Origin of the sequence: Cytobacillus kochii (assembly GCF_020171845.1) — a bacterium.
GTDB classification, from domain to species: Bacteria; Bacillota; Bacilli; order Bacillales; family Cytobacillaceae; genus Cytobacillus; species Cytobacillus kochii.
Map to the genome: position 1 here is coordinate 1 of NZ_JAIVAM010000027.1, position 12,004 is coordinate 12,004.

Below are 12,004 nucleotides of genomic sequence, written 5' to 3' on the forward strand. Positions count from 1 at the left end.
TAATCATAATCGATACCAAAAACGACTAAACGGCTATAGCCCTATGGAATATAGAGCTATAGCCGCTTAGGTAACTTTTTATTATTTCCACTGTCTACTTGACAGGGGGCTGTTCATGTTTTAACATGGTTCGGGCTTTTTCTCTTTCACTTATCGGTAAGGTATTTTTTTGATTTACAGCAAAGTATCATTCTTTATTTTACTTTTCCTAAAACCTTCATATGAAGCATAAACAGCTGAAATGATGGTAATAGCAATAGATACCCCAATAATTGTATCAAGAATTGAACTTATATTTGTTGCTGTTGTGTTAAAGAGCTGACTAAGTTCATTGATTAAATTACTATGGAAAAGATTTGGTTGAAGAATAATTAACAGGAACAAGATCGTATACAAGAGTTGATAGATAGTGTTAATGGTTGCTAAAGATTTGGTCCACTGCCTCTTTACCCATTTATATACCGTTAATGTGAGCTCGCATAAAATAACAATCAAAACAAGTGGCCAGAATGAGAGAAGAAGTTCTTGGTTGAAAATCGGCGTCAGTAGGGTTAACCCTGTTTCTTGATTATTTTGTGTATAGATACCGACCCTATCAAGTGCGAAGAAGTAAATGGTACCCCATATGGCTGTCCAGAGGAACGCAGCAAAAATATCGATCTTCGTGATCCCTTTTTTCTTGGGAATAACAGTAATATTTTTCAAATCATCTGGTGTCCATTTTTCTCCTGTACCGGCGATTTCATAAGGCGCGACGCCAGTTCGTTCCATAATAATGAAGACAATAGCGACCCAGAATACGACTTGGATAGCTGTAGATAGAACCGTCCAAATCCCTTTGCCGAAGACAGTGAATATATAGGTCCAATCTTGATTGCTGTTTAGGTAAGTAATTACTCCTTCAAAAACGATGAAAGCAACAGCAAACCCAATGGCAAGTTGTAAAATCATCTTCATAGTGGTCATGAATAAGTCATAATAATCAGGACCGATTAAATAGGAGGGTGCATCGCGATAATTCTTCGCGATTTCTGCTGGATCTCCTAAGTCCTCCAATACAGCTTTTACATCTTCGAGCGAATAATTCTCTGGTAGTGCATCTAAAATGGATGATTTTAGCTCTAATGCAATGTCATTCCGTTGTTTTTCAGGTAGACGCTTTGTAACCTCATGGATATAAACATCAATCCATTCCATTGTTGTTTCCCCCCTCTAATAATAAATTCATTTCAGTAGACATTTTTGCCCACTCCTCCTTTAATGCTGCGAAGATCTTCTTCCCATATTCACTAAGCTGATAATATTTTCTTGGTCTGCTTTCGGTTGTGTCCCAACTACTAGTGACAAGTTCTTGTTTTTCCAGTCGTCTAAGCAAAGGGTATAAAGTACTTTGTTCTATTTCGATGCCCGATTGTTCTAAGTTTTGTACTAAAGAGTAGCCATATTGTGGTTCGTCTAACTGACTTAAAACCGCTAATGTAAGTGTTCCACGTTTTAGCTCTGTTGTAAGGGAATGTAATAAGTCTTTCAATTGTAATCACCTCGTTAATAACAATAGTGTATATCATACAGTATTATAAAATCAATAATAATGTGCATAATTTTTTTCGACAGCATTTCTTAACATAAATCTCCAAGGTAGAATAGCTGAAAATGAGAAAGAATAAGAAGGCAGAGGACAAGATACATTCGACATTATTTTCAATCATCAGGTTTGTTAACGTGTGGAACGGTTATTTACATAAGGTAATATCTTTTTACTAATGGTAACAAGCGGTGTTATGGTATGATAAACACTAGATTATAAGGAGGGGCAGATAAATGGAAGGCGCTTTTTCATTCCTTGATTCTGAGAACACCTGGATTCAGCTAGGGATATCAATAGGAATCTTGATACTTTTTTTAATTTTTCGCGGTATTTTTGCAAAATATTTGTTTCAGCTATTAATGAAGGTGAGTAATAAGGCAAACTCTCAGCTTTTATCTCATATCTTTCTTTCATTTGAAAAACCGGTGAAATGGATTTTCATCATTGTTGGTCTATATATTGCAATGGACTTTTTTCCATATTTAGAACAGCATAATAGGATATTTGTTGCACTTATAAAATCCGCATTTATCACTATGATTGCTTGGGGTCTATACAATGTGGCATCCGCTTCATCAGCTGTCTTTATAAAAATGCGTGATAAGTATAAGTTAGAGGTGGATGATATTCTCATTCCATTTTTATCACGTATGTTACGAATAGTGATTATGGTTATTGCTGCAAGTATTATCTTGCAAGAGTTTGGATACCATATCAGTGGTCTCGTAGCAGGGCTTGGTATCGGTGGTGCTGCAATTGCTTTTGCAGCGAAGGATGCCATCGGTAACTTATTCGGAGGTTTCGTCATCATAACCGAGAAACCTTTTACAATGGGTGATTGGATTATGACGCCGAGTGTTGAAGGGACCGTAGAAGATATTTCCTTCAGAAGTACAAAAGTCCGGACATTCGCTCAGGCGATTGTTACATTACCAAATGGGACAATTGCGAATGAACCCATTACGAATTGGAGCCGAATGGGAAAAAGACAAATTACCTTTAATTTATCGATCTCACATGAGACACCAAGACATAAGCTGCAACGTATTGTTGATAGGATTCATTCAACTTTAGTGAATAATGATGATATCCACCCAGAAACCATCTTTGTTACTTTTGATGAAATTAAAGATAATTCATATGACTTATTTTTGTATTTCTTTACGAACACAACCAATTGGGGAGAATTCCTTAAAATTAAAGAGAATATTAACTTTCAAATCATTGATATTCTTGAGCAAGAAGGTGTCATCATTGCGCTAGAAAGCACTCGCGTATATGTTGATTCCGACAAGCTCCTTGCCGATCAGAAGGAAAACAAAGATCAATTAATGTTAGGGAAAGATTCTTAAAAACGAAATCGCTTCTTGTTTAGAAAAGAAGCGATTTCTCTTTTTTAATAAAATAATTGAATATTCTACATAATGAAGGGTGAGATAGATGCAAAAATTATTATTAACCGGTTTTGAACCTTTTTTAGATTTTCCAATTAATCCAACCGCAGAAGTTGTGGAAGCATTAGATGGCAAAAACATTGGGAATTATCATGTGCAAACGGCCTTGCTCCCCGTCTCGTTTAAACATGTAAAGCAAACACTTATAACAAAAATGGAAGAAATGAATCCAGATGCCGTGATACTTATGGGGCTAGCGGCTGGTAGAGATAAAATAACACCCGAGCGGATAGCGATTAATGTAAATGATGGACCTGTTGATAATAACGGAGTTCAACCAGTGGATGAGCCTATTCACATGGATGGCGAAGATGGTTATTTCTCTACGCTACCTATTAGGCAAATGGTCGAAAGGCTTCATCATCATGGTTTCCCTGCAAAAATATCTAATACAGCAGGAGCTTATTTATGTAACCATGTGATGTATCAAGTACTGTATTATATAAAAAAACATAACATTAATATCCCAGCAGGGTTTATTCATATTCCTGCGTCTCATCGATTAGCTTTGACTAATAGTAAACTGCCTAGTTGGAGTCAATATGATTTAACAAGGGCGATCGAAATATGTATAGAAACGTTAGAGTAGTTAGGAGAACCTAATGTCATTTTTGATAATAGGTTGAATAAGCATTTAAAGCAACAAATCCGAATAGCGTTAGAGTCTGAAGAGGTCTGGCAAGTGAAAGATATATCCTATATTGGGAGAGGTGTAGTAAAAGCTGTTTATCTAATTGAAGACCGTTCAAAAGGAACGTTTGCAGTAAGAACTCCTTGGCAAGAAGGAGAGAGTAGTGATATTTCTTGTAAAAAAGAAATTCACCTCTTTACATTAGTATTATCAATCTATGTGTTATATTCTCAGCGTATAAAAACTGCCACAGAACATCATCTGTGGCAGTACAAACATAAAATTAATTTTTGTATTCTATCCGTTATTAACAGATTTTGATTTTTGCTTATCTCCTTGTTTATCTTTCTCTAATAAAACAATTAATCCTGGTAAAAGTACACCTCTTATAAGGAATGTATCTAATAGAATTCCGACAGCTACAATAAATCCGAATACAAATAGTAACTCGATAGGCTGTGTCATTAGAACAGCGAATGTTGCGGCTAGAATCAAGCCGGCTGAAGAAATGACTCCACCTGTATGAGAAACAGCTAATTGAACAGCTTCTTTGACACTATGGTGCTTTCTTTCTTCTTGAAAGCGAGAAACGAGCATAATATTATAATCGATTCCAAGTGCGACAAGGAATACAAAGGCGTATAAAGGAACGCGGTTACTTACAGCATCGATTCCGAAAAATATCTCTGTTAAAAATGTTCCCAATCCTAATGCTGCTAAGAATGATATGAGAATAGTTCCCATCATATAGATTGGCATTTTGATCGATTTTGTCAAAGCAATAAGGAGCAAGAAGATGAGGACCGTTTCAAGTGTAACAATCAAAAGGATATCATTATTGTTCACTTTACGATCATCTAATGATGACGCTGTTTCACCTGAAAAATAAATGTCGCCATCTATATTACTGTTATCTAATAACTCTTCTTTCTCATTTACTATTTTTTCTAGTTCATTAATACTTTCAATCGCATAAGGACTGTCATTGAAAGTCAAGCTCAGTTGAAGAACTTGATTGTTTTCAGCTGTCCCAGAAGGTCTAACTTCATTTACTTCTGACCTTGTTGAAAGTTGTTCGACAATAGAAGAAACTTGTTCTTCAGATAATGCTTGTGATGATTCAACTAAAACAGTTGTTGGTGCAAGATCTCCGCTAGAGAAGTTTTCTTCTAATACTTCATAACCGACACGAGATGGCATATCTTCAGGGAAAGATTTTATCGTATCAAATTCATAGTCTAAGTTTGAAATATTTAATGCAGAGACGACCAAGATAACCCCGACAGATATAACGGATACAATCGGTTTTTTGACAACGAATTGTCCTACCTTACTCCAGAAAGAACTTCCTTTCACTGAATGGTCTCCCATTTTCGGTACTTTTGGCCAAAATGCTTTTCTGCCAAATAACGCAAATAAAGCAGGAATGAGCGTTATGGATGAGATCATGATAATCGCCATGGCTGTTGCGAAAGTTGGAGCGAAGTTTCGATAATCACCAAACTCGGCAAAGAAAAGAACAAGCATAGCGGCAAGAACCGTGCCACCAGAGAAGAAAACAGGCATGCCAACACTTCTCATAGCCACTTTCATCGCTTCAAAAGAGTTTTCATGGTTTTTTAATGCTTCTCTAAAACGTGAAAATACGAAAAGCGAATAATCAACTACTGCTGCAAATAACAAGATCAACATAATCGAAATGGTTTGTTGACTGAGATCTAACCCTAGGCTTCCTAAAATACCTAATGACTTCATAACAACTTCATAAACAAATCCAGCAGCCAATAAAGGAATGATAGCAAGCAGTGGTGAGCGATAAATAACAATAAGTAAGACTAATATTAAAGCGACAGTAGATAAAATAAGGACAACATCAGCTCTTGAAAATAGGTCAAGAGAGTCTGCACTAATGCCAGCGGGTCCAGTTACCCAAAAGTTTAGGTCTGTTTGATCTTCGATCATATCTTGCATTTGATGAATGGAAGTTTGAATATCTCCGCTTTCCATACTAGATGCAAATTGTAGTGGAATGACTGCTATGGATTGATCATCAGAAAAGAAGCCTTCGAGTGCTTCAGGTGGTAATTGTTCTAGTGGAATGACCTCAGTTATTCCTTTAATTTCATTATTCTTAAAGCTATTTAGTTGTTCTGCTAAAACAGAGGTTTCAAGTTGCTCATCATTTTTATCCTGAAAGACAAGGATGGCAGGAATACCGTCAGCGCTTGGAAAGTATTCTTCTAATTTGTTTTGGGCGATAATCGATTGGCTATCTTCAGGGAGAGTAGCAATTCTTCCCACTTGATAATCTTTCGCATTAGGAGCAAAAAATGCTAACCCTAGCGCGATAACTAGCCAACAGACGATGGTAATCCACGCCCCTTTTTTCGTTGCTACTCGATCAGTAATAGTATGGAGCAAGTTTTTCATTTGATAGGACATCCTTTCAAGTTAGGTTGGGGTGGAAGATCATAAAAATTCCATGGTTCTATCATATTTTGCTCCAAAGTGACACATGTGTCAATTATTAAGTGCGTATCCCGTTACTTACCATTTGAATAATGGATTGAACCCATTGCTCACGTGGTAACTGAAAATGATTTGGAATGGCTACTGATTGAAAAATAAAGCCTAATATCATTGTGTCTGGCAAGGATGGGTTTAACTTTCCTTCTTGCTTACCTAGTTGGACAAAGTTTTGTAAGCATGTATACATATTTATACTCATGTTTTTAAAATAAGATTGATTTGCAGCTGTTTTTTCGTTTGTTGTATTCACTTGCTTTGTAATATTGATTAATTCCTGAATCTCACTTCTTTCAAAGATAATTTCCATTAAGTAAGTAAATTGCCGTTCAAAATCTCCTTTTTCCTCAATTTGCTCGAGTTTTTGCATAAATTGATTCATTTCATAAATCATAAAAGCTGTAATAAGTTCATCTTTATTTTCAAAATACTTATAAATTGTTCCTCTTGCTACATTTAGCCTTTCTGCCAATAAACTAAACGTAAATGCTTCATATCCAACTTCTAGTAATAATGCTTGTGTATGTTCGTATAATTCTGTAATGGAGAACTTTCTATCTCTACCCATATTTATTCACCTCATCAATATTATAATCGTTTGTCATTTATAATCGAAAGTTATATCTTTTTCATTCATTATTTCTTCAAAAAGAAAGAAGGTAAAGTGTTATATTGAAAAATTACTTTTATGGAATAATCGCGGAAAAATGAGAGAAGAAAAGGGGAAGGGTAAATGTAGTTCGTTTTAGTAAAAAAGATTATTAATCCGGTGTATAGAATAGGTATTTAGAATGAGTGTTAGTAAAATGATAAATATTATTAAGAAATACTCTTCATTTGTAATTAAACCTGATTAGACTCCAGTAATATAGGAAGAGATTAATATTCTAGTAAACTGTTAAATGGATTTAATTTATTCTAAATATTTTTAGTTTTAAGAAAATTAAAAATATAATGTTGACTACAAAAAACAATAAAGTTAATATATAACATATAGTGATAGACAATCTTACATGATGGATCTATTACTATTGTTAAATATCTAAAAATTCTGTTAATTAACAGAGTAAAGGGGGGGAATTATGAAGAAGATTTCATTTGGTTTTATAAGTTTCGTTTTAGTAGTTTTGCTTGCGCTAACTGGTTGCTCGAATGAAGAGGCGGGAGGAAAGGAAGGCGGGGATTCGAATAATGGATCATCCGGAAGTTCTATTCTTAGTAAAGTGATTGATAATAAGAAGCTAGTTGCTGGAGTGAATGATGAATTGCCAGGGTTTGGCTACATCGATGAGAGTGGTAAGAACGTTGGGTTTGATGTTGATTTCGCTCGAGTACTAGCAGCGGGTGCGATAGGGGATGCCGAAGCTGTTGAGTTTAGACCTTTATCTGCTCAAGAGAGATTTACAGCTGTGCAAACAGGCGAAGTTGATGTGTTAATTAGAAACACAACATGGACAACAAACCGTGATTCGGAAGTTGGTTTGAATTTTGCGCCAACAACTTTCTATGATGGTCAAGGTATTATGGTGAGAGCCGACGGTGGGGTAGAGTCTCTTGAGGATTTAAAAGGTATGCGTATTGGTGTAGACACAGGAACAACAACGGAGTTGAACTTAGCAGATCAGATGAGAGCGCTTGGTATCGAGCATGAGGCGGTTGTGTTTGATGGTCAAGATGCAGTAGTAGCGGCGTATGAATCAGGAAGCATTGATGCTTGGACAACAGATAAATCTGGATTAGTTGCAAGGCAGGCAGTAATGGAAAATCCTGATGAACATAAGATTTTGGAGGAGAACTTATCGAAAGAGCCACTTGGACCGTCAGTAAAAGGTGGAGATGATAAGTGGTTTGATGCGGTGAACTGGATGGTTTTTGCTACTATTCAAGCTGAAGAATTTGGCATCACTTCTAAAAATGTTGATGAATTTTTAGAATCGGAAAATCCTGAAATTAGAAGATTGTTAGGAACTGAAGGAAACCTTGGAGAACAGTTAGGGCTCCCCAATGACTTTGCCTACCAGATTATTAAGCAAGTAGGGAATTATGGCGAAATTTTTGAGAAGAATCTTGGAGCAGATACCATTTTCAAATTAGATAGAGGGTTAAACGCATTATACACTGATGGCGGAATTCTTTACTCTCCTCCATTCCGTTAAGTAAAGATAGACCTGCTTGATGAGAATTCTCTATAGCAGGTCTTTTTTAAACTATTAGTTAAATAGGTACCTCTAGAAGGGAGTGTAAGATGTGAGTGAACTGTCGAATCAGAAGAAATCGATTTCTCCACCTTTTTGGCGAAATAAAAAGATTATCCCAATTATCTTACAAGTAGTATTTGCTATTATCGTTTTAGCATTCGGATATCTTTTAATTGACAATGCTTTAAATGGGCTAAGACAAATAGGTTTACAGTTAGGATTCGATTTCCTTGCCAATACAGCAGGGTTTTCTATTTCGGAGGCGATGATTGATTATCAACCGACTGATACATATGGAAAAGCTTTACTCATAGGCATGCTTAATACATTGAGGGTTGCATTCTTTGGGATTATTTTAACGACTATTCTTGGATTGATTGTCGGCTTGTCGAGAATGTCGAATAACTGGTTATTAAGTAAAATTGCCGGAGTGTACATTGAGATTTTTCGAAATACACCATTGCTTGTACAAATATTTATTTGGTTTTATGCTGTGTTTTTACCAATGCCGAAAATTCAAGAAGCCCTTCAGATTGGACCGATGCTTTTCTCGAATCGCGGTACAGCTATTCCTTGGTATGAAAAAAATCAAGGAATTTTACTCTGGGGCATTTTATTCCTTGTTTCACTGGTAATTGCTCTTTTTGTCTATCGTTTGATGTTAAAGAAACAAATAGAATCTGGGAAAAAGAATTTTCCATCATTGTGGGCGCTTGGCGTTATCGTGGTGATTGCTATTATATCTTACGTAGTCACTGGAAATACACCAGTAACCTTCCATGCTCCGTCTGTTGCAGGAAATGGGTTTGATGGTGGTTTTGTCCTATCACCTGGATTTTCCGCTATATTACTCGGGTTGGTCATTTATACATCTACATTTATTGCAGAGATCATACGAGCTGGGGTCAATGGAGTCAATAAGGGGCAGTCTGAAGCTGCGAAAGCATTAGGGTTAAAGAATTCAACAGCTCTCAGATTGGTGATTTTCCCACAGGCCATTAGAATTATCATCCCACCTTTAACCAGTCAATATTTGAACTTAACTAAGAATTCAAGTTTGGCTGTTGCAGTTGGTTATCAAGAGATTGTAAGTATTGGAAACACAGTAATGAATCAAGCGGGGCGTCCAATAGAGGCTATTGCGATAATGATTGCTGTTTATTTAACATTTAGTTTAATTACTTCTTTATTTATGAACTACTTTAATAAGAAAGCGCAACTCGTTGAAAGGTAGGTGTAAGCATGAACAATGAACCTCAAATAAACGTAACTACTGGTACTTCGGTTGTGGGACCGCCTAAAAAAACAGTCGGTGTAGGTAGTTGGTTAAAGACAAACTTATTCGGTACTTGGCCAAATATTATATTAACCATCGTGTCAACTGCCATTATTTTATATGTTGTCTTCCATACAGGGAAATTTATTTTTACAGCTGATTGGACTGTGATCGAAACGAACTTTCGTTTACTCATGGTTGGGCAATTTCCATTAGAGGAGACTTGGAGAGTTTGGGTAGCTATTTTTCTCATTTCTGCTCTTTTAGGAAGCTCATGGGGGTTATGGCAAGGAGTGATGAAGCATGTGGCATTGGTTATTGGTGGGCTAATGGTCGTTTCGCTTGTCCTACCATTTATCCAAACAAATACGAGGCTTATTCTTGTAGGGAATATTATTTGCATTTTCCTCTTTTATATAATAGGAAGAAAAGTGAAAAAGCTAAAAATACCAGTTTTATTATTATGGATATTGTTTATTCCGCTTGTTATTTCTCTATTCAATGGTTTCGGAATTTTACCAAAAGTGAATTCTAATATTTGGGGAGGTTTCTTGTTAACGCTACTTATTGCAAGTGTGGCAATTGTTTGTTCTTTCCCCTTGGGAGTTTTATTAGCTCTAGGAAGACGAAGTAAACTCCCTGTAGTGAAATGGTTTTGTATCATTTATATTGAACTGATAAGAGGAATCCCTCTAATTACCATACTATTTGTATTTCAGTTAATGTTGCCGCTTTTTTTAGGTAATAGTATTGACGTGAGTAATGTCCTCAGGGCAATGGTTGGTTTCACATTATTTAGTGCTGCATATTTAGCTGAAAATATAAGAGGTGGATTGCAATCAATTCCGAGGGGACAATTTGAGGCAGCGCAAGCTTTAGGTTTAAATTCCACATATACCATGGGTTTTGTTGTTCTTCCTCAAGCTATCAAAGCTGTGATTCCAGCTTGTGTTGGTCAGTTTATCTCAATTTTCAAAGATACTTCTCTTGTAGCGATTGTAGGATTGACTGAATTATTAGGGATGGGACAAAAGGTGATCGCAAATCCCGCCTTTTTAGGAAAGAACATGGAAGTATTTCTGTTTATCGCGTTTATTTACTTTATATTCTGTTCGCTTATGTCGTATGTAAGTAGAAGATTGGAAAATACTTTAGGTGCCGGAGAGCGTTAGGAGGATATATATAGATGGAAAGTATATTTGGAGTTGAGAAAATAGATATACCTATTGAAAAAAGAGAAAATATAATAGAAGTAAAGGGATTAAATAAATGGTTTGGACAACTGCATGTTTTAAAAGATGTAAATATTAGTGTGAAACAAGGTGAGGTTGTTGTTGTCCTGGGGCCATCTGGTTCAGGGAAATCTACTTTTATTCGCACCCTTAATGCTTTAGAAGAGTTTCAACAAGGACAAATAAAAATAGATGGTATTGAGTTGACTGATGATTTAAAGAACATAGAAGAAATAAGAAAAGAAACAGGGATGGTTTTTCAATCTTTTAATCTCTTTCCACATATGACGATTCTAAAAAACATCTCTTTAGCACCGATTTGGGTGAGAAGGTGGAAGAAGACTAAAGCTGAACAAATCGCGAAAGAGTTGCTTGAAAGAGTGGGTATTCCTGAACAAGCTGATAAATATCCAGGTCAACTTTCAGGTGGGCAACAACAAAGGGTGGCTATTGCAAGAGCGTTGGCGATGCAACCGAAAATCATGTTGTTTGATGAACCGACCTCAGCGTTAGATCCTGAGATGGTAAAAGAGGTATTGGATGTAATGAAGACGTTGGCTGAATCAGGAATGACAATGGTAGTTGTTACACATGAAATGGGGTTCGCTCGCCAAGTAGCTGACCGTATTGTTTTATTTGATTACGGTGAAATTGTTGAAGAGGGAACGCCAGTAGAATTATTTGATAACCCACAACATGAAAGGACGAAAGCGTTCTTATCGCAAATACTATAATAAAAAAGGAGTCAGCATAACATGAAAGTGCTGACTCCTTTTTTATTTATGTAATAGATTAATTTTTTTAAAAAAGTTATTGACGAATAATAATAACAGGTGATATTATATTAAAGCAGTCGTTACTGACACAGTAACTTACATAAGGATTTTTAAAAAAGTTATTGACATCAAACGAACTGAATGATATATTAAGAAGGTCGCTTCTGAAGCGAACGAGATTGTTCTTTGAAAACTGAACGAACGTAAAACGTCAAGCGTAATTCTAAAAAAGCTGATTTATCAGCAACAAAGCACCATAGGTGCAAATGAGCTAATCAAACACTTTATTGGAGAGTTTGATCCTGGCTCAGGACGAACGCTGG

General features: G+C 36.1%; 11 protein-coding genes. 7 read left to right on the forward strand and 4 right to left on the reverse strand.

Translation table 11 applies throughout. The features are described 5' to 3' along the window. Nucleotides 1-174: 174 nt before the first annotated feature. Entirely contained in the window at nucleotides 175-1,197 is a 1,023-nt protein-coding gene (locus LCM23_RS25380) for an HAAS signaling domain-containing protein (RefSeq protein ID WP_224939309.1), read from the reverse strand. Further along, entirely contained in the window at nucleotides 1,184-1,531 is a 348-nt protein-coding gene (locus LCM23_RS25385) for a PadR family transcriptional regulator (protein ID WP_224939310.1), read from the reverse strand. The genes LCM23_RS25380 and LCM23_RS25385 overlap by 14 nt, the downstream gene beginning before the upstream one ends. A 290-nt stretch (nucleotides 1,532-1,821) precedes the next feature. Here LCM23_RS25385 and LCM23_RS25390 point away from each other — a divergent pair, with 290 nt between their 5' ends. The 3 genes from LCM23_RS25390 to LCM23_RS25400 all read left to right on the forward strand — a co-directional run bounded on the left by LCM23_RS25390 (nucleotide 1,822) and on the right by LCM23_RS25400 (nucleotide 3,994). Continuing rightward, nucleotides 1,822-2,940, forward strand: a complete 1,119-nt coding sequence (locus LCM23_RS25390; protein WP_224939311.1) for a mechanosensitive ion channel family protein — start codon at nucleotides 1,822-1,824, stop codon at nucleotides 2,938-2,940. Nucleotides 2,941-3,028: 88 nt separating this feature from the next. Beyond that, nucleotides 3,029-3,631: a pyroglutamyl-peptidase I gene (locus LCM23_RS25395; RefSeq protein ID WP_224939312.1), complete on the forward strand. Its 603-nt coding sequence runs from the start codon at nucleotides 3,029-3,031 to the stop codon at nucleotides 3,629-3,631. A 93-nt stretch (nucleotides 3,632-3,724) separates the two neighbouring features. Continuing rightward, a complete protein-coding gene (locus LCM23_RS25400; RefSeq protein WP_224939313.1) occupies nucleotides 3,725-3,994 on the forward strand; it encodes a hypothetical protein in 270 nt (89 codons plus the stop codon). Here LCM23_RS25400 and LCM23_RS25405 read toward each other — a convergent pair. Beyond that, nucleotides 3,971-6,103, reverse strand: coding sequence for an MMPL family transporter (locus tag LCM23_RS25405; RefSeq protein ID WP_224939314.1), 2,133 nt, complete (start codon nucleotides 6,101-6,103; stop codon nucleotides 3,971-3,973). The genes LCM23_RS25400 and LCM23_RS25405 overlap by 24 nt on opposite strands. Nucleotides 6,104-6,200: 97 nt before the next feature. Further along, complete coding sequence (locus tag LCM23_RS25410) at nucleotides 6,201-6,767, reverse strand: TetR/AcrR family transcriptional regulator (RefSeq protein WP_224939315.1); 567 nt, start codon at nucleotides 6,765-6,767, stop codon at nucleotides 6,201-6,203. 514 nt (nucleotides 6,768-7,281) lie between these two features. Here LCM23_RS25410 and LCM23_RS25415 point away from each other — a divergent pair. The 4 genes from LCM23_RS25415 to LCM23_RS25430 all read left to right on the forward strand — a co-directional run bounded on the left by LCM23_RS25415 (nucleotide 7,282) and on the right by LCM23_RS25430 (nucleotide 11,639). Further along, nucleotides 7,282-8,355 (forward strand): amino acid ABC transporter substrate-binding protein, encoded by a 1,074-nt coding sequence (locus LCM23_RS25415; RefSeq protein ID WP_224939316.1) that lies wholly within the window; start codon nucleotides 7,282-7,284, stop codon nucleotides 8,353-8,355. Nucleotides 8,356-8,455: 100 nt separating this feature from the next. Then, the gene (locus LCM23_RS25420; protein WP_263624455.1) at nucleotides 8,456-9,631 is read left to right on the forward strand and encodes an amino acid ABC transporter permease; all 1,176 of its coding nucleotides are present in this window, start codon (nucleotides 8,456-8,458) and stop codon (nucleotides 9,629-9,631) included. An 8-nt stretch (nucleotides 9,632-9,639) separates the two neighbouring features. Continuing rightward, the gene (locus LCM23_RS25425) at nucleotides 9,640-10,845 is read left to right on the forward strand and encodes an amino acid ABC transporter permease (protein ID WP_224939319.1); all 1,206 of its coding nucleotides are present in this window, start codon (nucleotides 9,640-9,642) and stop codon (nucleotides 10,843-10,845) included. Between the two features lie 14 nt (nucleotides 10,846-10,859). Next, nucleotides 10,860-11,639: an amino acid ABC transporter ATP-binding protein gene (locus LCM23_RS25430; RefSeq protein WP_263624454.1), complete on the forward strand. Its 780-nt coding sequence runs from the start codon at nucleotides 10,860-10,862 to the stop codon at nucleotides 11,637-11,639. Nucleotides 11,640-12,004: the final 365 nt, after the last annotated feature.

What these genes read in the sequence shown, in the direction of transcription:
- LCM23_RS25380 (WP_224939309.1), bottom strand. Translation starts at nt 1,197, where the DNA reads ATGGAATGGATTGATGTTTATATCCATGAGGTTACAAAGCGTCTACCT.
- LCM23_RS25390 (WP_224939311.1), top strand. Translation starts at nt 1,822, where the DNA reads ATGGAAGGCGCTTTTTCATTCCTTGATTCTGAGAACACCTGGATTCAG.
- LCM23_RS25395 (WP_224939312.1), top strand. Translation starts at nt 3,029, where the DNA reads ATGCAAAAATTATTATTAACCGGTTTTGAACCTTTTTTAGATTTTCCA.
- LCM23_RS25405 (WP_224939314.1), bottom strand. Translation starts at nt 6,103, where the DNA reads ATGAAAAACTTGCTCCATACTATTACTGATCGAGTAGCAACGAAAAAA.
- LCM23_RS25410 (WP_224939315.1), bottom strand. Translation starts at nt 6,767, where the DNA reads ATGGGTAGAGATAGAAAGTTCTCCATTACAGAATTATACGAACATACA.
- LCM23_RS25415 (WP_224939316.1), top strand. Translation starts at nt 7,282, where the DNA reads ATGAAGAAGATTTCATTTGGTTTTATAAGTTTCGTTTTAGTAGTTTTG.
- LCM23_RS25425 (WP_224939319.1), top strand. Translation starts at nt 9,640, where the DNA reads ATGAACAATGAACCTCAAATAAACGTAACTACTGGTACTTCGGTTGTG.
- LCM23_RS25430 (WP_263624454.1), top strand. Translation starts at nt 10,860, where the DNA reads ATGGAAAGTATATTTGGAGTTGAGAAAATAGATATACCTATTGAAAAA.